This is a genomic window from Streptomyces sp. NPDC016562 (genome assembly GCF_043076955.1).
Taxonomy (GTDB): domain Bacteria; phylum Actinomycetota; class Actinomycetes; order Streptomycetales; family Streptomycetaceae; genus Streptomyces.
On the sequence record NZ_JBIBRZ010000004.1, the window covers coordinates 427,879 to 448,084 of the forward strand.

The 20,206-nt window shown below is 72.0% G+C and carries 17 protein-coding genes and 1 tRNA gene; 3 read left to right on the forward strand and 15 right to left on the reverse strand.

Annotation, left to right across the window (positions count from 1 at the left end; all coding sequences use genetic code 11):
* The 13 genes from pepN to ACF059_RS20545 are packed head-to-tail and all read right to left on the reverse strand — an operon-like array spanning position 1 to position 15,544.
* Positions 1-2,625, reverse strand: a complete 2,625-nt coding sequence (gene pepN, locus ACF059_RS20485; RefSeq protein ID WP_392059085.1) for an aminopeptidase N — start codon at positions 2,623-2,625, stop codon at positions 1-3.
* Positions 2,622-3,614, reverse strand: a complete 993-nt coding sequence (locus tag ACF059_RS20490; protein WP_392059087.1) for an MmcQ/YjbR family DNA-binding protein — start codon at positions 3,612-3,614, stop codon at positions 2,622-2,624. Before ACF059_RS20490 ends, pepN begins: the two co-directional genes overlap by 4 nt.
* A gap of 29 nt (positions 3,615-3,643) precedes the next feature.
* Complete coding sequence (locus ACF059_RS20495) at positions 3,644-4,789, reverse strand: FAD-dependent oxidoreductase (protein ID WP_361938921.1); 1,146 nt, start codon at positions 4,787-4,789, stop codon at positions 3,644-3,646.
* 36 nt (positions 4,790-4,825) lie between these two features.
* Positions 4,826-6,106 (reverse strand): ATP-grasp domain-containing protein, encoded by a 1,281-nt coding sequence (locus ACF059_RS20500; RefSeq protein ID WP_392059090.1) that lies wholly within the window; start codon positions 6,104-6,106, stop codon positions 4,826-4,828.
* Positions 6,107-6,111: 5 nt separating this feature from the next.
* Positions 6,112-6,615, reverse strand: coding sequence for a YbaK/EbsC family protein (locus tag ACF059_RS20505; RefSeq protein ID WP_360897148.1), 504 nt, complete (start codon positions 6,613-6,615; stop codon positions 6,112-6,114).
* Positions 6,615-8,450, reverse strand: coding sequence for an ABC transporter substrate-binding protein (locus ACF059_RS20510; RefSeq protein ID WP_392059093.1), 1,836 nt, complete (start codon positions 8,448-8,450; stop codon positions 6,615-6,617). Before ACF059_RS20510 ends, ACF059_RS20505 begins: the two co-directional genes overlap by 1 nt.
* Positions 8,447-8,782, reverse strand: coding sequence for a hypothetical protein (locus ACF059_RS20515; RefSeq protein WP_361938912.1), 336 nt, complete (start codon positions 8,780-8,782; stop codon positions 8,447-8,449). The genes ACF059_RS20510 and ACF059_RS20515 overlap by 4 nt, the downstream gene beginning before the upstream one ends.
* Positions 8,779-9,588: a dimethylargininase gene (ddaH, locus tag ACF059_RS20520; RefSeq protein ID WP_392059096.1), complete on the reverse strand. Its 810-nt coding sequence runs from the start codon at positions 9,586-9,588 to the stop codon at positions 8,779-8,781. The genes ACF059_RS20515 and ddaH (ACF059_RS20520) overlap by 4 nt, the downstream gene beginning before the upstream one ends.
* Positions 9,581-10,828 (reverse strand): ATP-grasp domain-containing protein, encoded by a 1,248-nt coding sequence (locus tag ACF059_RS20525; RefSeq protein ID WP_392059099.1) that lies wholly within the window; start codon positions 10,826-10,828, stop codon positions 9,581-9,583. Before ACF059_RS20525 ends, ddaH (ACF059_RS20520) begins: the two co-directional genes overlap by 8 nt.
* Positions 10,829-10,842: 14 nt before the next feature.
* A complete protein-coding gene (locus ACF059_RS20530) occupies positions 10,843-12,183 on the reverse strand; it encodes an MFS transporter (RefSeq protein WP_392059102.1) in 1,341 nt (446 codons plus the stop codon).
* 17 nt (positions 12,184-12,200) lie between these two features.
* Complete coding sequence (locus tag ACF059_RS20535) at positions 12,201-13,820, reverse strand: class I tRNA ligase family protein (protein ID WP_392059105.1); 1,620 nt, start codon at positions 13,818-13,820, stop codon at positions 12,201-12,203.
* On the reverse strand, positions 13,817-14,185 hold the full coding sequence (locus ACF059_RS20540) for a cupin domain-containing protein (RefSeq protein ID WP_392059108.1): 369 nt from the start codon (positions 14,183-14,185) through the stop codon (positions 13,817-13,819). Before ACF059_RS20540 ends, ACF059_RS20535 begins: the two co-directional genes overlap by 4 nt.
* 54 nt (positions 14,186-14,239) lie before the next feature.
* Positions 14,240-15,544 (reverse strand): lysine N(6)-hydroxylase/L-ornithine N(5)-oxygenase family protein, encoded by a 1,305-nt coding sequence (locus tag ACF059_RS20545; protein WP_392059111.1) that lies wholly within the window; start codon positions 15,542-15,544, stop codon positions 14,240-14,242.
* A gap of 337 nt (positions 15,545-15,881) precedes the next feature.
* Between ACF059_RS20545 and ddaH (ACF059_RS20550) the strand changes: the two genes are divergently transcribed.
* Positions 15,882-16,748, forward strand: a complete 867-nt coding sequence (gene ddaH / locus ACF059_RS20550) for a dimethylargininase (protein ID WP_392059114.1) — start codon at positions 15,882-15,884, stop codon at positions 16,746-16,748.
* A gap of 57 nt (positions 16,749-16,805) precedes the next feature.
* On the opposite strand, the gene ACF059_RS20555 is transcribed toward ddaH (ACF059_RS20550), so the two are convergent.
* Positions 16,806-16,878: transfer RNA gene (locus ACF059_RS20555), tRNA-Ala, on the reverse strand.
* 161 nt (positions 16,879-17,039) lie between these two features.
* Between ACF059_RS20555 and ACF059_RS20560 the strand changes: the two genes are divergently transcribed.
* Together ACF059_RS20560 and ACF059_RS20565 are read left to right on the forward strand one after the other, a co-directional pair.
* Entirely contained in the window at positions 17,040-17,588 is a 549-nt protein-coding gene (locus ACF059_RS20560) for a DNA-binding protein (RefSeq protein ID WP_392059117.1), read from the forward strand.
* A 51-nt stretch (positions 17,589-17,639) separates the two neighbouring features.
* Entirely contained in the window at positions 17,640-18,851 is a 1,212-nt protein-coding gene (locus ACF059_RS20565) for a serine/threonine-protein kinase (protein WP_392059120.1), read from the forward strand.
* Here the strand turns inward: ACF059_RS20565 and ACF059_RS20570 are convergent.
* Entirely contained in the window at positions 18,838-20,148 is a 1,311-nt protein-coding gene (locus ACF059_RS20570; protein ID WP_392059549.1) for a hypothetical protein, read from the reverse strand. The genes ACF059_RS20565 and ACF059_RS20570 overlap by 14 nt on opposite strands.
* Positions 20,149-20,206: the final 58 nt, after the last annotated feature.

Here is a 20,206-nt window from a genome sequence, read left to right on the forward strand (position 1 = left end):
TTAAGCGGCCATGCCTTGCGCGGCGGGTGCGGCGGCCGCGGCGGCGTCCACCCGCTGGGCGCGCAACGACCGGATCACCTCGTCGCGTCCCTCGATCAGCAGGCGCCGCAGCGCCGGGGCGGGCGCGGCCTCCGCGAGGTAGGCGTCGGTGCGGTCGACGGTCTCCTGCTCGACCAGCAGGCGGGGGTAGAGCCCGACCACCACGGTGCGCGCCACCTCCGCGGAACGCCCGGCCCAGACCTCGCCGATCTCGGCGAAGTAGCGCTCGGTGTGCTCGCGCAGCAGATCGCGCCGGCCGCTCTGGACCACGCCGAGGCCGATCGGGCTGAAGGTCCCGCCGATCAGGGCGCGTTGGGTGCCGTTGCTCACCGTGCCGTGTACGGCGGCCTCCCAGGCCTCGGCCGTGGCCCGCGCGTCCGGCATGGCGGCCAGCGCCCCGGCGGCGTTCTCGGCGCCCGTCGTGGTGCCGTCGAGCTCCCGCTCGGCCTCGATCTCCGCAGGACCCGCCTGGCCCGCCCGTACGAGCGCGGCGAGCAGGGCCCAGCGCAGCTCGACGTCGACCGCCAGGCCCTCGACGGTGGCCTCGCCCGCGCGCAGGTCCGCGATCAGCGCCAGGTCCTCGGGCCGCTGGGCGACCCGGGCGAAGAGCAGCGCCCAGGAGAGCTGGACGTCGCTGCCGGGCGGTGAGGTGCTCAGGCGCCGGCGGGCCGCCTCGGCCACGGTGTCGGTGAGCCGCGTCCGCGCCTCGGGGGCCACGTACTGGTCGAGGGCGGTCAGCAGGGAGGCGTGCAGGCTCTGGACGACCTCGGTGTCGCTCTCGCTGTCCACGCCCGCCAGGACCAGGCGGATGTAGTCGCGGGCGGCCAGTTCGCCGGCGCGCACCATGTCCCAGGCGGCGGCCCAGCTCAGGGCCCTCGGCAGGCCCTCGGTGAAGTCCCCGATACCGGCGGCCGAGCCGAGCAGGGCGCCCAGCGAGTGCTCGTCGAGCCGGATGAGGGCGTAGGTGAGGTCGTCGTCGTTGAGCAGGACCACATCGGGCCGCCGCGTGCCGATGAGTTCGGGCACCTCGGTGCGGGCGCCCGTCACGTCCACCTCGACGCGGCCGACCCGCTCCAGGCCGCGCTCCCCCCGGGAGTAGAGGCCGACGGCCAGCCGGTGCGAGCGCAGGGTGGGGTGCTCCTCGGTCGCCTCCTGGAGCACGGCGAACGAGGTGAACGCGCCGTCCGCGTCCACGGTGTACTGCGGGCGCAGGGTGTTCACGCCCGCCTGCGAGAGCCACTCGCGCGACCAGGCGCCCAGGTCGCGGCCGGAGGCCTGCTCCAGTGCGCCGAGCAGGTCGGCGAGGGTGCTGTTGCCCCAGGCGTGCGCGGCGAAGTACTTGCGCATGCCCTCGAAGAACTGCTCGTCCCCGACCCAGGTGACCAGCTGTTTGATGGCGGAGGCGCCCTTGTAGTAGGTGATGTGGTCGAAGTTCTCCAGGGCCTGCTCGATGTCACCGGCCGGGCTGTAGACGGGGTGGGTGGAGGGCAGCTGGTCCTGCCGGTAGGCGTTGGCCTTGTCGGCGTTGGCGAAGCCGGTCCACGAGTCGCTCCAGCGCGTGGTGGCGACCTGGGCGCGCACCGACATGTAGGTGGCGAAGGTCTCCTTGAGCCAGATGTCGTCCCACCAGCGCATGGTCACCAGGTCGCCGAACCACATGTGGGCCAGTTCGTGCAGGATCGTCGCGGCCCGCCGGTGGCGGACGGCGTCGGTGACCTTGGACCGGAAGACGAAGGTCTCGCGCAGGATCACGGTCGCCGCGTTCTCCATGGCGCTGAGGTTGTACTCGGGCACGAAGATCTGGTCGTACTTGGCGAACGGGAAGTCGGAGCCGAAGACGTCCAGGTAGTAGTCGAGACCGCGCTTGGTGATCTCGAATATCTCCGCGGCGTCGAGGTGTTCGGCGACCGAGGCGCGGGCCGCCACCCGCAGCGGGACCTCCTGCCCGGACGCGGAGGTGTAGGTGTCGCCGACGACGTGGTACTCGCCGGCCGCGATCGAGGTCAGGTAGGTGGGCAGCGGGGGCGTCGGCGCGAACCGCCAGACGGCGTGGGCGCCGTCCGCCGACGGCTCGGGAGCGGGCGTCGGGGACGCGGAGAAGACCGTCCAGCCCGCGGGCGCCGTCACGGTGAAGGTGAAGGGCGCCTTCAGGTCGGGCTGTTCGAAGGTGGTGAAGACGCGCCGGGCCTCCTGCACCTCGAAGTGGGTGAAGAGGTAGACCCTGCCGTCGACCGGGTCCACCGAACGGTGCAGGCCCGCGCCGGTGTTGGTGTAGGCGCAGTCCGCCACGACCCGCAGCTCGTTCTCGGCGGCCAGCCCGTCCAGGGCCAGGCGCTCGTCGCGGTAGACGGCGTCCGGGTCGAGCGGCCGCCCGTTGAGGGTGATCTCGTGGACCCGCTCGGCGAGCAGGTCGGCGAAGGTGACCGGAGCCGGGTCGGCGTCGGCTCCGGTGTCGGCCGTGAAGCGGATGAGGGTCGTGGAGCGGAAGGTGTCCGCGCCCCGGGTGAGGTCGAGGTCGATCTCGTACGAGGTCACCCGCAGCAGGGCGCCGCGGACGGCCGCCTCTTCATACGTCAGCTTGCTCATGTCGCGGACTTCCTCGCTCGGTAGGTGATGGTCAGGTAGAGGTGTTCGTCGAGGATCTTGGCCAGGGAGATGCCGGGCCGGCCGAGATCGGCGCACAGGGCCGCCTCGGGCGGGCCGCCGGCCTCGGCGAGCGCCGCACGGGCCCAGGTCCGGCCGATCGTGAGGTGGCGGGCGAAGGCGGCGCCGTCGCGGACCCCGTAGAGCCGCTCGGCGATGGCCGCGTCCCACGGCATGACGGAGTCGGGACGCAGGGCGTACAGCGCCTTGGACGCGGCGGTCGGGCCGAGGCCGCGGCGCCCGACGGGCAGGGCCGCCAGCGCCTCGTAGGCCTTGGCGAACCGGGAGATCTCGCGGGCGGTGAGCGCGGCCAGGGGCGCGTCGGGCAGCGGGTGGCGCGCCGCCCACGCGGCGAGGCCGGCGCCGAACGCGTCGGGCTCGCCCTCGCGCGGGTAGCGGATGCGGCAGCCCCAGGAGTTCAGCCAGCGGTGCAGGGCGGTGCGGTGTCCGGCGTCGGAGAGGTCCGGGCGCGGTCCCGTCTCCTCGCGCAGCGCCCGCCAGCTGCGGTCCACGCCCGGGAACGCGTGGAACACCTCGGCGGAGGCCCGCAGTTCGGCCAGGGTGGGGGTCGGGGGAGGCGGCGGCACGACGGCCCGTTCCAGGTGGTCGCGGGCCACGCGGGCCGGCACCACCAGCCGCCAGGCCTCGGTGACCAGCTCCGTCAGCTCGTCCAGGTCCAGGGCCGCCAGCCTCGCCTCGGCCCAGTGGAAGCGCAGGTCCGACGCGCGGGGCAGGAAGAACTTGTCCGGCTCGGCGGCGACCAGCGCCGCGCGCTCCTCCTTGGGGAAGGCGAAGCCCAGTTCCGTCTCGTCCCGCGACAGCGCGAGGTAGACGATGGAGCCGATCCGGAACTTCACCCGGTCCCGGATCAGGTGCTCCTCGGTCCTGGGCAGGCCGAGCGCGAGCCGCCGTACGTCCTGCGTGGTGACCACCGTGTCCTCCTTCACCCCCGGCCGCCCGCTCACAGGCCCGCGAGCTGCGGGGTGTGGGCGTCCAGCGGCGGTCCGTCGAGCGCACCGAGGCCGATCGGCGAGGGCGTCCGGCCGGTCAGCCGGTCCGCCAGCGACCGCGCGATGAGCGGTGCGAACTTGAAGGACGTGCCGCCGCAGGCCGCGTACGCGTAGGCGTCGCCGCCCAGCGCGACCATCAGGGGGCCGCCGGTCTCGCTGAAGGAGGAGTAGTAGGCGTCCTTGGCGGCGGTGACCCAGGCCGGACCGAAGCCGGGGAGCAGGTCGCCGAACTCCTTCTCCAGCCTGCGCTGCCAGTACGGATCGGTGGCGTGGTCGGTGAGTTCGTCCACGACGCGGCAGACGGTGGCCGAGGTGAGCTTGAGGGCCGTGCCCGCCACCGGCGGGATCAGCCAGGCGCCCCCCTTGGTGCCGAGCGCGGGGATGGCCGGGGTGGAGGCCCAGGCGTGGGCCTGGTGCCGGGGCACCCTGCAGTACAGGAGGGACTGGCGGAAGAGCGTCAGCCGCTCGGCGATGCCGTCGGGCATCAGCCCGCGGGACCAGGGCCCCACCGCCACCAGGACCGCGTCGCCGCGCAGCACCCGCCCGTCCACGAGCCGTACGCTGCCGCTCTCGCCGTCCACGGCGGTCACGGCCCGGTGCTCGATGAGCTCGATGCCCGGCTGCCACTTCAGCCAGCCGACGCAGGCGGCCAGGACCCGCTCGGCGAGCAGGACGCCCGCCTCGTCCTCCAGGACCGCGCCGAGGGCGCCGTCGACGTGCAGGTGCGGATAGCGGTCGGACAGGCCGGCCGCGGTCAGCTCCCTGACGCTGCCTCCGGCGTCGGCGAGCATCGTCGCCGCGTCCGCCGCCGCCGCGGGCGGCAGCACCGTGAGGGCGCCGACCTGCTCGTAGAAGCGGGTCATGAGGAGCTCTTCGAGTTCGACCCAGCGGTGGTGCGCACGCAGTGCGGCCGCCGTGGTCCGCGGGTCCGCCGGGTGCAGGGCCCGCAGGATCCGGTGCTGGTCGAAAGAGGTGGCTCTGCTGTGCGGGATGGGGCCCTGGTCCACGACCGTGACCCTGTGTCCGTCGAGCACGCACTCGACTGCCGTGAGCAGGGCGATCACACCGCCGCCCACTACCGTCACCCTCGCCGACATCACACACCTCCTTTCCGTGTTCCGGGAGCCGACGGATCAGCTGTCGAGGACGATCGTGGTCAGTGCGGCGGCCTTGGCGAGGTACTCCTCGCAGCCGGGCCGGTCGTCGGCGGCGCAGATCACGTTGGCGTACCGGCTGAGGTATCCCTCCGGCGGCAGCAGCAGCGTGGTCCCGGGCGCCACCATGGCGTTGGCCTCCAGCAGCCCGGGGGTGTCCGTGGCGGCCGGTACGTCCACCGAGCGGACCGTGCCGTTGCGGTGCGGGTACAGGAAGCGGATGCCGACCGTGCGGGCCCGGGACGGGGTCCACGCGGGGCGGGTGCCGGTGGCCAGCTCCACGGCCACCTCGCCCGGCTCGACGCCGGTGGCGAGCGCGCCCAGGTACGGGATGAGGTCGCCGCCCAGCCGGGCGTTCACCTCGATGATCACCGGGCCGCGGGAGGTCAGCTTCACCTCCGTGTGGGTGATGCCGTAGCCGACGCCCAGCGCGCGGTGTGCGTCCCTGAGGACGCCGAGCAGCTCCTCGTCGGCGAGCAGCGGATCGGTGGCGCTGACCACGTGCCCGGTCTCCTCGAAGTAGGGCTCCAGGCCCACTTCCTTGTGCGCGAGGAACAGCGGGGTGTACGAGCCGTCGAAGACCGCCCCGTCGATGCTGATCTCGGGCCCCATGACGCACTCCTCGACCAGCACCCCGCCCTCGTAGGCGCTGTTGCCGCCGTGGCTGGCGCTGTCCGCGACCTCGAAGGCCGCGCGGACGCCCTCGGGGCCGTCGACCCGGATGACACCGATGCTGGCCCCCATGCCGCGGGGCTTGAGCACGACCGGGTACCCGAAGGAGTCGGCCGCCGCGAGCGCCTGTCCGGCGTCGGTCACGTAGGCGAAGTGCGGCTGGGGCAGCCCGGCTTCGGTCAGCAGCCGGCGGGTGTTGTGCTTGTTGCGGCAGTTGTCCGCGCCCCGGGCGGTCAGGCCGGGCAGGCCGAGCCGCTCGGCGATCAGGGCCGTGGTGACCACGAGCGTCTCGTCGTAGCTGAACACGCCCACGACGCGGTGCGCGGCGGCCACCGCCTCGGCGGCCCCGATCAGCCCCTCCTGGTCGGGCACCAGGCGTTGCGCGTCGAGCAGGGGGACCGTGGTGGACCCGATCACGTACTCGTTCTGCCAGGTCGCCGGGGTGGCGTCCAGGATCCAGACCGGGCGCCGGCGGGCCGCGCCCGCCAGGAGGTACTCGCGGTAGGCGCGCTGTCCGCTGCCGACCAGGATCACGATGCCGTCGTCGGGCAGGGAGGCGCCCTTCGTGGTCTTGCCGTCGTCCGTCATGTCCGTCACCTCGCGGAGTGGGTAAGGACCCGGTCCCCGGCCGTCGCGATCGCCGCCGCCTGGGGCGCGGCGATGGCGAGGTAGTCGGAGGTGGACAGGGCCACGGAGCGGTCCAGCCGGGCCGCGTTGAAGTAGATCTCTTCGGTCAGGAGCAGGTTCTCGTCGACGACGAGGTGCAGGTCGGGGTGGAAGCTGAAGGGCATCACCGTGCCGCAGACGCTGCCGGCCAGGCGTTCGGCGATCTCGGGCGTGGCGAAGGCCGTCCGGCCCCCGCCCACCAGGGAGGCGACCGCGTCCAGGTCGACCTGCCGGTCCCCGGGCACCACCGCGAGCACGTACTTGCCGACCCGCTTGGTGATGCTGACGCGCACGATGATGCACTTGGCGGCCTGGTCCAGCGGATGGCCGCGCAGCACGCTCGCCAGGTCCGTACGGCCCTCCGCCGGATGGTCGATCAGCCGGTAGCGGGCCCGGTGTCCGTCTAGGAGGTCGATCAGTCGCTGGTACATCACGCCACCTCGCCGACGTAGTGCCAGTCCTCGGGGTTGATCAGCCCGAAGGGGTTGACCGGGGCGACGCCCCGCAGGTTGGCCGCGACCTCCAGCAGGCGGAAGGGGAAGTTCGGCATCCAGATGACCGGGACCTGCTGCGCGATGTAGTCCTGGTAGGCGTAGAGGTCCTCCAGGTCGTCGCTGACCACGGTGCGGGCGATCAGCTCGTCGGCCTTCGGGTCGCTGTAGCTGCCGAAGTTGACGGAGGATCCGGTGGAGTAGAGGGCCTCTCCGGTCGGGTAGAAGCCGGGGCCGTAGCCCCATCCGCCGTTCCAGTCGCTGAACTCCCACAGGCAGGGGCTGTCGGGCCCCGGGGTGCAGGTGGTGTCCTCCAGGACCAGCACGCTCGCCTCGACCTCGCTCAGCACGATCTCGATGCCCGCCTTCGCGGCGTCGGCGGCGAACGTGCGCATGACCGCGGTGAGGGTCTCGTGCCCCGCCGCGTAGCGCATGGAGAAGGTCAGCGGGGTGCCGGCGGGTATGCCCTCGCCCGCCTCCCCGGGTCCGGTCCCCTCGCGCACGCACACGGCCGGGGTGGTGCTGGTGTCCCAGCCGTTCTCGCTCAGCAGGCGCCGGGCCCGGTCGACGTCGAAGGGGTACGGGTCCTGGTGCGCGGCGGGCGAGAGCAGCGGGCTGTCCGGGAGGGCCGGGATCGGCCCGGTGGTCGGGTAGCCGTAGCCCTTGTAGACGTCGCGGATGGCGCCCCGGGAGTCGAGGCTGGACTGCAGGGCCTGGCGGAAGTAGAGCTGCTTGAAGATCTTTCCGGAGACGGTGGGGTTGTTGAAGTTGATCGGGAAGTAATGGATCTTGTAGGTGAGCTGGGGCACGAGGTCGTAGTGCTCGCCGAGCGGGTTGGGCCCGCCCAGTTGCGGGTCCTCGGCCGGCTCGGTGACCTCGTCGAAGGGCAGGAAGCCGATCTGCACGCCGTCGACGGCGTCCGGGCCGCGGCGGAGCATCTCGTACTGGTCGGTGTCCGAGGCGGTGGGCACCAGCCGGAACGTGTCGAGGTGGGGCTTGTTGGGGCCCGAGTAGCTCTCGTTGGGGACCAGGACGGCCTCGCCCGAGGTCCCGTCGATCGTGTAGCGGTCCAGCTTCCAGGGGCCGTTGACCACGCTCCACACCGGGCTGCTGTCCCAGGTGTCGCGGGCGTCGTTGCAGGCCCGCAGGTAGGCGTAGACCGCGGAGGCCTGGGACGGGTCGTGGGTGGCGTCGGCCGGCCGGTCGTCGCCGGTGCGGTCCCAGGCCCGGGGCAGCGGGGTGATGGTGCTGAACTGGTTCATCAGGACCCAGTTGTGCGAGTAGGCCCGGTCGAAGGTGAAGCTGACCTTGTCCTCGGCGACCTTCTCGTAGCCGGTCAGGTTGTCGGGGAAGAAGCCCGGCGTGTAGCCGCCGAAGCTGTCCTTCTCCGCCTCCAGGAGGTGCATCCACAGCATCACGTTGTCGGCGTCGACCGTCTCGCCGTTCGACCACTTGTAGGGCTTGACCGTGATCGTCGCCGTACGGCCGTCCTCGCTCCACACCGGGGGCTCGGCGAGGCTGCGCTCGTAGTCGACGGTCGGCTTGCCGCCGGTGCCGTACCAGTACAGCGGGCGGTACATCAGGGTCTGGAACTCGTGCAGGTTCGCCACCCCGTAGTACTCGCCGGGGGTGAACGGGAAGATGAAGACCGGGCTGAAACCGCTGGTGCAGGCCCAGGTCACGCTGCCCCCGCGGAGCGGGACGGCGGTCGTGGTGGCCGCGGCGGCCGCGGTCGTGGTGGGCGGGGTGGTGAGGGTCGTGGTGGGCGGGGTCATCTCGGTACCTCCTCCAATGCCGATGCGCCGCTGTCCGCGTGGGCTCCGTAGCGCTCCCAGCGCTCGTTCAGCCGGATCCGTCCGTCGTCGAGGAATTCGGGGGTGCTCCAGCACCGCCCGGCGACGACCTCGCCGTCCGTGAGGACCATCGTGTAGGCGAATTCGAGCCGTCCGTCGGCCGCCACCCGCCCGTTCAGCGAGCCCCTGCGGACGGGGCCGCCGTCGAACTCGGCCCAGAGCAGGTCGCCTTCCTGGCGGTACCGGCCGACCGGCGCGTCCTCGTCCTTCGCGTAGCCGGTGTTGCGGAAGCTTCTGCCGTCGTAGTCGATCACCGGTGTCGTATCTCCTGAGTGATGCACTTGACCGCGCCGCCGGCCTTCATCAGTTCCGACATGTCCACGCCGTGCGGTACGAAGCCGCGGGAGCGCAGCTCATCCATCAGGTGCGTGGCGGTCTCGGTCAAGACCACGTTCCGTCCGTCGCTGACCGCGTTCAGGCCGAAGGCCTCGGCGTCCTCCCGGGTGGCGAGGATCGCGTCCGGGTACAGCTCCCGCAGTACGGCCCGGCTCTCCTCGCAGAAGGCGGCGGGGTAGTACATCACCAGGTCGTCGTCGAGGACGCACAGGGCGGTGTCCAGGTGGTAGTAGAGCGGGTCCACCAGGGTCAGGCCGACCACCGGCAGGCCGAAGAACTCGCGGAGCTCCTCGTGCGCGCCGGGCTCGCTGCGGAAGCCCGCGCCGGCCAGGATCCGCCGGCCGGCCGGGGCGAAGTCCCCCTCGCCCTCGTTGACGTGCACCGGCAGGTGGACCTCGGTGTGGCCGTGGTCCTGGAACCAGGCGCGGTAGGCGTCGGCCTCCGGGGCCCGCTCCTGGTGGCGGAACCGGGCGATCAGCACCTTGTCGTCCACGACGGTGGCGCCGTTGGCCGAGAACACCATGTCCGCCAGGCCCTCGACCGGTTCGATGTACGAGACCTCGTGCCCGAGTCCGAGGTAGAGGTCCCGCACCCGCTCCCACTGCGCGAGCGCCAGGTCGGCGTCCACGGGCTTGTCCGGGTTCATCCACGCGTTGATCGCGTAGGTGACCTCGAAGTGGGTGGGGCGGCACATCAGGTAGTGCCGCTTCGTCGCCTCACGCATGTTCCGGCCTCATCTCGGTGCGGATGCGGCTGGCCACGATGTGCGCGGTGCTCAGCGCCTCCTCCAGGGAGGCGCCCGTGGCGCCGAGGAAGCCGAGGATGTTGTTGCCGGCGGGCGGACGCTTGATGACCGTCCCCGGCGTGGCCGTGATCTTGAGGAAGAAGACGGAGGACGGGACCTCCTGCGGCACCTGCACCGACTCGACCGTGCCCGCCCCGCTGATCAGGCACATCGCGGCGGTGTGCACGGAGGTCGGCGCGTAGTGCGAGACCTCGGGCCTGGCGCCGCGGGCCACGTCCACCACGCACTGGATGGGGTCGTGGCCGGCGCTGATGCGCGCCATGTGGTCGAGACCGCCGCCGCCGGGACGGATCGCGATCTCCAGGATGAAGGGCTTGCCCTGGTGGAACCGCACCTCCGCGTGGAGCACGGACCGGCGCAGGCCCTGGGCGTGCGCGGCGTCCCGGACCACCTCGTGGACCGCGGCGATCTGCGCCTCGGTCAGGGAGCTGGGCGCGTGGTGGACGTCGTCGTCGAAGGTGCCGCTCTCGACGGTGATGCGGTCCACGATGGAGCCGAGGTACACCTCGTCGTCCCAGGCCAGCGCCTCGATGAGGTGCTCGTGACCGTCGAGGTAGCCCTCGACGATGATCCCGTTCGGCCCCAGGTCCAGGCCGTCGGCCTCCATCAGCGCCCAGGTCATGGTCTCGATGCCCCGGGTGGCGTCCGCGAAGCGGGCGCGCATCTCCTCGGGGTCGTCGACCTTGAAGACGAAGTTGCTGGCGGCGCCCAGGGTGGGCTTGAGGATCAGCGGGTAGCCCAGCTCGGCGCCGGCGGCCAGGGCGGCCTCGACGTCGGGGGCGTAACGGAAGCCGGGGTGGGCCGCGTTGCCGCGCTCGTGCGCCTGGCGCATCAGCAGCTTGTTGCGGCTGGTGCGGGCGGCCTCGAACCCGATGCTCGGCAGGCCCAGCGCCTCGGCGACGACCGCCACGGTGACGACTCCGGACTCCGAGAAGGTCAGGACCCCCTCGAACTCCTCTTCCGCGTGCCAGGCCTTGGCGGCCAGGACGATGTCCTCGATCTGCTTGGATCCGGCGATGCGGTAGCGCTCCGCGGCCCAGAAGTCCTCGGTGCCTATGCCGTTGAGGACGTAGACCTCGGCTCCGCGCTCCTCGATCTGCTGGTAGCGCGACACGTAGTAGGTGGCGTTCTGACTGGCTTCGATGGCGAGCAGCTTCACGGTGGACTCCCCCCTCAGACCTTGGCCGCGACGGGCTCGCGGGACTCGGTCGCGGCGGGGGCGGCGGCCGGGGCGGGGGCCTCGGCGCTCTCCACCGCGGCCTCGGCGGCCTCGGCGGCTTCGGCGGCTTCGGCGGCCGCCTTGGTCTCCCGGTCGAGCTTGCCCAGCGAGAGCACGGTGACGGTGCCGAGGACCGCGACGAGGGCGGCCAGGGCGTAGAAGCCGTACTGCACCTTGGTCGCGTCGACCAGCAGGGAGATCAGCACGACGGCGGTGGTGCCGGCCGCGAGGCCGAAGGCGTTGGTGGCGCCGAACACGAAGCCCGTACGGTCCTCCGGCGCCGCGCTCATCAGAGCCGTACGGGCCGAGATGCGGGCCATGCAGAAGGCGATCGCGGCGAACGGGATGACCGCCATCATCATGTACAGGTGGGTGGACTCCAGGACCAGGATCACCGAGAAGGCGAGGTACCCGATCAGGGTCGTCTTCAGCATGGTGGCCTTGGCGCTGACCTTCTTGAAGACCGCCGCGGCGAACAGCGCGCCGATGCCGAACAGCGCGTCGACGATGCCGAGGTAGCCCGCGTTGCTGTGGAAGCCCTCGATGACCAGGACCAGCATGATCGTGTTGCCGACGATGATGACGATGTTGCCGATGGCGTAGAGCAGGGCCAGGCGGGCCAGCGGCGGGCGGCTGCCCGTCAGCCGGGCGGCGGCGGCCTTGGCCGCCTTGGCCGCGGCCTCCGGAGCGCTGATCGCCACGCCGGCGGGGCGGCGGCCGATGAGGAACAGCATCGCGGCCGACACGAGGAACGTGATGGCGTTGAAGTAGAACAGCGAGGTGGTGCCGATCCAGACGATCACCCAGCCGCCGAGGGCCGCCGAGGCGAGCGTGCCGCCCTGGATGGCGATCTCCGCGTTGCCGTTGAACTGGGCGAGCCGGGACTCCGGGATGCGCTCCTTGATCAGCGCGTTGGAGGCGGGGAAGAACAGCGCCGCCGAGATCGAGAGCACGAAGCTGGCGACGTAGCTGACCGTGGACGGGTCACCGCCGAGGGCCAGCCAGACCGGCAGACCGACCGCCGCGGCGGCGCTCGCCAGGTCCGAGACCATCGCCAGGGTGCGGCGGTCGAAGCGGTCGGCGAGCTTGCCGAAGTACAGGGACAGCGCCACCTGCGGGATGGTGACGGCGATGATCAGCCAGCTGACCGCGAGCATCGTGTTCTCCGCGGAGAACACCAGGTACGAAGCGGCCGTGAGCTGGATGCCGTTGCCCAGGTTGGTGACGAAGGTCGCCGGGATGAGCAGCTTCTCGGCGCGGTTGGGCCGGGGTGGGGCGAGCGTGGACGTGGACACAAGGACTCCTCGGGGGGTCAGACGCGGATGTCGACCGGCTCGGCGACGGGCTCGAAGGCCCCCACCGCGGTGGACAGGAGGGGAAGTCGCAGGGGAGCGACCGAGGTGACCGCGACGGCGTCGGCCGACAGGGTCAGGTCCGCCCCGGCCTCCTCGGCGCGGGCGGCGAGATCGACGAGCAGCGGAGCGGCGCACGCGGTCAGCGTCCGGACGGCGAGGACCAGGTCCCCGAGGTCGCCCGGCTGCCGGGCCGAGACCCGGTCCGCCTGCTTCAGCAGCCGGTCCAGGTGCACCACGATCAGGTCCGCGGCGCGGTGCAGGCTGAAGCTCTCCAGCTCGTAGTGGGAACGGAAGCGCTCGACGACGACGGCCGCGTGCGCGGCCCCGGTCGCCGACACCGGCAGGGGCACCTCCGCCGGAGCCGCGGCGAGCAGCTCCTCCAGGCGTCCCGCGAGCCGGTTCCACGGCTCGACCAGCCGGGAGCCGGCCAGAGCGTCGAGCGCCTCGCGGCTGAAGTTGGTACGGGAGTGCTCCGGCGCGGTGAGCGCCAGGTAGAAGCGCACCAGGTCGCGCGGCACCTCGGCCACCAGGTCGGCGGCCCACACCACGTGGCCCTTGCTCGTGGAGAACTTCTCGTTCTCCAGCTCGTAGAACTCGTTCGACACGATGGCGTGCGGCTCGACGTACCGGTCGCCGTGCGCCATCAGCAGCGCCAGGTGCGTCATTCCCCAGAAGTAGACGTTGTCGAATCCGAGGAAGTACACGAGCTCGATGCCGTGCTCGGACAGCCAGTGCTCGTCGTAGCGGTCGGCGTGCTCACCGAGGCGCTCCGCCGCGTACCAGGTGCAGTACATCGAGGCGGCCATGCCCTCGGCCCACGCGTTGAGGACCTGGCCGGGGGTCTCGGCGAACGGCGCCGGGATGCCCCAGGCAGTCGGGTAGGTGATCGGGAAGTCCGGCAGCGGCCGGGCCAGCGCCTCCCGGATCAGCTGCGCCGTGTGCGGCCGCAGCACGTCCCGGTGGCGCACGTAGTAGTCGGCGAGCCGGTCGCGGTACTCCTCCATCGGCAGGACCAGGATCTGCGCCTCGCGGTGCGTGACCACGGCGTCCGGGTCGACGGTGGAACGCGGCCGCAGCAGCTCGTCGAAGTTGTTGGGGTGTCCGCAGGACTCGCACAGCCCGCCGCGGCTCTCCACCAGGCACACCGGGCAGTCGCCGGCGACCAGGCCCTCCATGAGGTACTCGCCGGTGGCCTCGACGTACGGCAGGAGCACCGTCTTGAGCCGGAACGCGCCGTCGGCGTGCAGGTCGGTGACGAAGTCGACGACGGTCTGGCGGTAGCCCTTGTCGAAGGGCGCGAAGCCGTCCACGGAGATCCCGGCGGCCTCCAGGGTCGCCCGGATCTGCGTCGCGGAGCGCAGGGCCAGTTCCTCCGGCGTCAGGCCGGCCCGCGCCGCGCTGGCCACGACGTAGGTCTGGCTGTCGTCGGTGCCGCTGGTGAAGATCACCGGGCGGCCCGACGCCCTCAGGTAGCGGGCGTACACGTCACCCGCCAGGTAGGGGCCCGCCAAGTGCCCTGTGTGCAGGTCCCCGTTGGGGGTCGGCGGCGGCGCGATGATGACCGTACGGCGTGTCATGCCTGAACTCCTTCGTGGCGAGCTGCGAACCGCTGTGTCATGTCGAGGTCCCACCAGACGCTGTACATCTCGAAGTCCGCGTCGGACTCGTTGATCACCCGGTGCTCGACACCCGGCGTGAAGTGGACGATGTCCCCGGTCACGAAGGGCGTGCGGGTCCCCTCGGACTCCAGGACCGCCGAGCCGGCGACGGCGATGAAGATCTCGTACTCGTGATGGGCGTGCGCCGTGGAGGCGGTACCGGGCCGGATGACGCACCAGGACCCCTCGAACGGGGCGTTGAGCTCGGGCCAGGGCAGCAGCCGCTGGGCGTCCAGGCCGTTCTCGTGGGTCAGTGCGTCGCGGTCGAGTTGCTTGGTGAGCATGGGGGTCGAATCTCTCCTCGTCGGGCTGCTACGTCTCGTCGCGAAGGCGGGCCGTCAGGCGAACGCCAGCTCGCGCTCCTGCGCCGGGACCGTCACCGGCAGACCCAGGCGGTGCGCGAGGATGTCCTGGGTGATCTCCGCGGAGCGGCCCGCGAGCACGCTCAGCAGCGAGTCCGCGATGCCGTGCGTGGCCTCGTTGACGCCCTGCAGGTAGCAGGCGGCGCTCGCCGGACGGCCCAGGTCGAGCCGGTAGTTGCGGCTGACGTCGACCCGCTCCAGGCCGATCGACTCCGCGAGGGCCTTGACCGCCCACGGCATCGACCGGACGAAGCCCGTGCCCAGGAGCACCAGATCGGTCCGCATCTCCCGCTCCGCGCCCGACTTGCGGTCGGTGAGGGTCAGGACGATCTCCTCGCCCTCCATGCGCGCGGCGCTCACGTCGGTCATGGCGTGCATGGCCAGACGGTCCTGCCCGGTGCGGCGGTCCTGGTAGAACTGCCGGTACAGGGCGTCGAGGGTGGCGGGCGACAGACCGCCGTAGTTGGAGCGGTACATCTCGTCGAGCAGCTGCTTGCGGGCGTCCGGCGAGGCCTCGTAGAACTCGTCGATGAAGGACGAGTAGTACAGCTCGTTGGTGAACTTGCTGCTCTCGTAGCCGTTCAGGCCGATCGAGCGCATGATCATCGTCGGCTTGCACTCGGGCAGGTCCCGCAGCGCCGCACCGAACAGCTCGGCCGCGCTCTGCGCACCGCCGACGACCGCGACCCGGTGCGGCAGATCGGCCCGCACCTGCGCGATGCGCTGGGTGTACTGCGTGCTGTGGATGACGCGCTCGGCCGGCAGGCCCTCGAACACCGCGGGCACGTGGGCGTCGCGGCCGGCGCCGATCACCAGGTAGCGGCAGCCGATGGTGTCGCCGTTGGCGAGCGTGACCACCCAGCCGGTGATCTCGCCGTCCGCGCCGGTGACCGCTTCCACGCCGGCGCACTCGCGGCCGTACTCGACCCGGACCTGGGCGAGTTCGTCGGCGACCCACTGCAGGTAGTCCGATATCTCGCTGCGGTACGGCACCCAGCTCGCCAGGTTGACGAAGGCGTCGAGGCGCTCCTGGGCGTGCAGGAAGTTGACGAAGGAGAAGCGGCTGCACGGATTGCGCATGGTGACCAGGTCCTTCAGGAAGGACACCTGGCTGAGCGCGTCGGGCAGCAGCATGCCGCGCTGCCAGACGATGTCCTGCTCGCGCTCGATCAGCAGGGTGTCGCCGGCCAGCTCGGGAGCGAGCTCCTCGACGGCGACCGCCAGCGCGAGGTTCGCCGGACCCGCACCGACTGCGAGCAGTTCGACATTGCGATGCGCCATGGAAGTACCTCCAGATGGAACAGGTGGACAGGTTCGTACGGTCAGGAAGGACGGTCCGGGCCGTCGCAGTCGTCCATGAGCTGCCTGCCGGAACCGGGTGATGACGCCATTCCACGGCGGGGCCCGATTGCCCGGAAGTCATCTCGGCCACGGACAATCAACTCCGCCGCGGACCAGGTCAGCGCGTTGATTGACCAGTGCCGCGCACCTCTTCCGGTCAATGCGGAGCGCTCTTTCCATAGGCCCTCGTGATCAGTCGCGTCACACGCATCCGGCTGCCGGAACCATCCCTCGGGCGGCCGGGCCTCCATCACCACCCCATGAGAAGGAGCCCCCCGTGCCGCTCACCGAGCCCATCACCCCCGCCGGCGCCCTCTACCGCCCCGGCACCCCCACCCGCGTCGCCACCCGCCGCCGCATCCTGATGTGCCGGCCCCAGCACTACGACGTCACGTACTCGATCAACCCGTGGATGAACCCGCAGCACAGCACGGACAACGCCCTGGCCGTGCGCCAGTGGGAGGCGCTGCGCGACCTGTACCTCGAGCTGGGCCACGTCGTCGAGGAGATCGACCCCATCGAGGGCCTGCCCGACATGGTGTTCGCGGCCAACGGCGCCACCGTCGTCGACGGCAAGGTCTACGGCGCCCGCTTCCGGCACGCGCAGCGCACCGCGGAGGGCCCCGCGTACCTGAAGTGGCTGGAGGGCCGCGGCTACACCGACACGCTGTGGCCCGAGTACGTCAACGAGGGCGAGGGCGACATCCTCACCGTGGGCCGCCGCCTCCTGGCCGGCACCGGCTTTCGCACCGACCCCCGCTCCCACGCCGAGGCCCAGGAGTTCTTCGGCCTGCCGGTCACCTCGCTGACGCTGGTGAACCCGGACTACTACCACCTGGACACGGCGCTGTGCGTGCTCTCGGACGACGAGGTCATGTACTACCCGGCCGCCTTCTCCCAGGGCAGCCAGGCCGTACTGCGCGCCATGTTCCCCAACGCGGTCCTCGCCGGCGCCGAGGACGCCGCCGTCTTCGGCCTGAACGCCTTCTCCGACGGCCAGCACGTCCTGCTGCCCGCCGCGGCCACCGCCCTGCACGCCAAGCTGCGGGCGCGCGGCTTCGAGCCGATCGGCGTCGACCTGTCGGAACTCCTCAAGGCCGGCGGCAGCGTCAAGTGCTGCACGCTGGAGCTCCGCGACCGCTGAGAAGACGAAAAAAGACCCTTCTGACTGCGTTTCCGCAGGTCAGAAGGGTCTGATATGTGGAGCCTAGGAGATTCGAACTCCTGACATCTGCCTTGCAAAGGCAGCGCTCTACCAACTGAGCTAAGGCCCCGAGAAAACGGACGCACCCCTCCCGCGCGGGAAAGCGGTCGTTCCGCAGAACAGAGTACCGGGTGTACCCCCTCCTCTCGCAAAATAATAGGGACTCCCGCCCCGCGACCACGCTCCGTAAGATGCTCGCGAGGTTCGCACCAGCGAAGGGGAGTAGTAAGAGTGGACGCAGTCCAGCAAGAGGCCACGGCCAGAGCCAGGGAGCTTCAGCGCAGTTGGTACGGGGAGCCGCTGGGAGCTCTCTTCCGCCGGCTCATAGATGACCTCGGCTTGAACCAGGCCCGCCTCGCTGCCGTGCTCGGTCTGTCGGCGCCCATGCTGTCCCAGCTGATGAGCGGCCAGCGCGCCAAGATCGGTAACCCGGCCGTGGTGCAGCGCGTCCAGGCCCTCCAGGACCTCGCCGGCCAGGTGGCCGACGGAAGCGTCAGCGCGGGGGAGGCCACCGACCGGATGGACGAGATCAAGAAGACCCAGGGAGGCTCCGTCCTCAGCAGCAGCGGCCAGAGCACCACCAGCTCCGGCGCACCCACCGTCAAGCGGGTCGTCCGCGAGATCCAGTCGCTGCTGCGCTCGGTCTCCGCGGCCGGCGACATCATCGACGCGGCGAACACCCTCGCCCCCACCCATCCGGAACTGGCAGAGTTCCTCCGGGTGTACGGAGCGGGCCGCACCGCCGACGCGGTCGCCCACTACGAGGCGCACCAGAACTGACGGGCGCGGCGCCTCACGGGCGCCGACGGGGGACGGGGGACGGGCACAGCCATGGGTGAGGTCTTCGCCGGCCGCTACGAGCTGATCGATCCGGTCGGGCGCGGGGGCGCGGGCGCCGTGTGGCGGGCCTGGGACCACCGGCGCCGCCGCTACGTCGCCGCGAAGGTGCTGCTCCAGAGCGACGCCCACACGCTCCTGCGGTTCGTGCGGGAGCAGGCCCTGCGGATCGATCATCCGCACGTACTGGCTCCCGCCAGCTGGGCGGCCGACGACGACAAGGTCCTCTTCACCATGGACCTGGTCGCCGGCGGTTCCCTCGCGCACGTGATCGGGGACTACGGCGCCCTGCCGCCCCGCTTCGTGTGCACGCTGCTCGACCAGCTCCTGGCGGGGCTGGCGGCGGTGCACGCGGAAGGCGTGGTGCACCGCGACATCAAACCGGCCAACATCCTCATGGAGGCCACCGGAACCGGGCGGCCGCACCTGCGGCTGTCCGACTTCGGCATCTCCATGCGCAAGGGCGAGCCCCGGCTGACCGAGACCGACTACGTCGTCGGTACGCCCGGCTACTTCGCCCCTGAACAACTCCTGGGCGCCGAGCCCGACTTCCCCGCCGACCTCTTCGCCGTCGGGCTGGTCGCCCTCTACCTCCTCCAGGGACGCAAGCCCGACTCCCGGGCGCTGGTGGAGCACTTCCTCGCCCACGGCACGCCCGGGCCCCCGCAGGGCGTTCCCGCGCCGCTGTGGGACGTGATCTCCAGCCTCCTGCAGCCGGAGCCCGGCCACCGGTTCAAGACGGCCACCGGGGCGCGCAGGGCCCTTGCCGAGGCGCTGGAGCTGCTGCCGCCACCCGCGTCCGACGGGGATCCGGTGGAGGTGTTCGACCAACTCGGCCCACTGCCGGACGGTTTCGGCCCGGAAGGCCCGGTGACGGCGGCCGCGCCGGGCCCGGGGGCACCGGCCACGGCCACCCCGGCCACCCCGGCCACCCCGGTCGCGCCGCAGCCGGCGGCGTACGGCCCCCCTTACAGCCAGCCGCCCGGCACCTCGTACAGCCCCTCGGAGACCGGGAGTTTCCACCTGCCGCCGCCGATCCCGGTGACGGGCCCGGGCGCGAGCCACGCCACGAGCCCCGCCGCGAGCCCGGCGCCGGCCCCGGCGCGTTCCGGGATCACCCCGCCCCCGCCCAAGGCGGTGGCGGCGCTGCTGACGGCGGCCCTGCTCTGCTTCGCGGTCGGCGTCTGGGCCCTCACCCAGGTGTAGAACGTCCCCGCCGCCCGAGCAGGGTCCAGCCGCCCAGCACGAGCAGCAGCCCCGTCCCGCCGGCGAAGCCGGCGCCCGCCACGACCCGCATCACCGAGGCCCGCTCCGCGGCGTCGGCGGCCTCCGGGGCGGTGAGCCCCTCCTCGGCGGCCCTGCGGTCCTCGGCCCCGACCCCGAAACCGCCCGCGGCCAAGCTTTCCTCGTACACGGGCGCCTTGGCCGGGGCGCCGGTGACGTCCAGGCGCAGGGTCAGCGGGACCGGGGTCGCGTCCGCGGTGAAATCGGCGACCCTCGCGCCCATCGTCACCGCGACGTAGTACCAGCCGGCGAGCGCCGCGTGCGCCACGTCCTTGCTGCTGGAGAAACGGTTCTCGTACGCCACCGGCGGGGTCTTCCCCAGCGTGACCCCGGCCTGCCTGCCGTCGTAGGAGGCGCCCTTGTGCGCGACCAGGCCGCGGTAGGGGCTGTAGAGCGACACGGTGAGCCCGCCCGAGGCCGAGCCGGACGGCTTGGTCAGCGTGGCCGAGGCCAACTCCGCGCCGACGCCCAGCTGCTGGCCCCAGTCCAGCGGCACCCGGTACCAGCGGGTCTGCCCGGGCCGCAGCGCGTCGCGCCACACCCCGCCGCCCACCGCCCGGGCGTCGTTGAAGCCGGTGCCGCCGGTGCGTGCCACCGGCTCCGTGCCGGGCAGGACCGGGGCCCCCGAGGGCCAGGCGCTGGGCGCGGCCGTGGGGCCGGCGGCGCCCCGCCCCGGCTCGCGCTGGACGCGCAGTTCCAGCGGCCAGGGGCTCTGGTCGGACCCCTTGGCCGAGGTGCGGGTCACCTTCGCGTAGTAGGGGCCGCCCGGGGCGCAGTCCGCGTCCTCCGCGCCCCACCGCACGCCGACGGCGCTGATCGGCACCGGGTCGTAGTCGAAGGACGCGCGGCCGGTGCTGCCCGGGCAGGAGCGCCCGGCGGTGGTCATGATCTCCACCTCGACGCCGTCGCTGCCGGTGACCTCGGCGCCGGCCGCGGGCCGCACCACGGCGGAGACGTACACGTTGGACCGGTCCTTCTCCAGGACGAGCCGGTAGAAGCGCTCCCCGGGGCCGAGGGTGTCCGCGTAGGTGCCGCCGGCCTCCAGCAGCGGGGCGTCCGCCGTGGAGGCCCCGCCCCCGACCGGCTTGGCGCCGTCGGCCGCCCGGTACGACGGCGCGGGCGCGGGCGCCGCCTCCCCGGCGTGCGCGGGGCCCGTCAGGCCCGCACCGGCCAGCAGTCCCAGGGCCGCCGCCCACGCCGCCACCCGTACCCGATCCATCACGCCCACCCCGAGTTTGCTAGCGCAAGCCAAATCTTTGCATAACGGAAGTTTTCGT

Coding starts and splice junctions, on each gene's coding strand:
- pepN (WP_392059085.1), bottom strand. CDS start 2,625: ATGAGCAAGCTGACGTATGAAGAGGCGGCCGTCCGCGGCGCCCTGCTG.
- ACF059_RS20495 (WP_361938921.1), bottom strand. CDS start 4,789: ATGTCGGCGAGGGTGACGGTAGTGGGCGGCGGTGTGATCGCCCTGCTC.
- ACF059_RS20500 (WP_392059090.1), bottom strand. CDS start 6,106: ATGACGGACGACGGCAAGACCACGAAGGGCGCCTCCCTGCCCGACGAC.
- ACF059_RS20505 (WP_360897148.1), bottom strand. CDS start 6,615: ATGTACCAGCGACTGATCGACCTCCTAGACGGACACCGGGCCCGCTAC.
- ACF059_RS20510 (WP_392059093.1), bottom strand. CDS start 8,450: ATGACCCCGCCCACCACGACCCTCACCACCCCGCCCACCACGACCGCG.
- ddaH (WP_392059096.1), bottom strand. CDS start 9,588: ATGCGTGAGGCGACGAAGCGGCACTACCTGATGTGCCGCCCCACCCAC.
- ACF059_RS20535 (WP_392059105.1), bottom strand. CDS start 13,820: ATGACACGCCGTACGGTCATCATCGCGCCGCCGCCGACCCCCAACGGG.
- ACF059_RS20540 (WP_392059108.1), bottom strand. CDS start 14,185: ATGCTCACCAAGCAACTCGACCGCGACGCACTGACCCACGAGAACGGC.
- ACF059_RS20545 (WP_392059111.1), bottom strand. CDS start 15,544: ATGGCGCATCGCAATGTCGAACTGCTCGCAGTCGGTGCGGGTCCGGCG.
- ACF059_RS20565 (WP_392059120.1), top strand. CDS start 17,640: ATGGGTGAGGTCTTCGCCGGCCGCTACGAGCTGATCGATCCGGTCGGG.
- ACF059_RS20570 (WP_392059549.1), bottom strand. CDS start 20,148: ATGGATCGGGTACGGGTGGCGGCGTGGGCGGCGGCCCTGGGACTGCTG.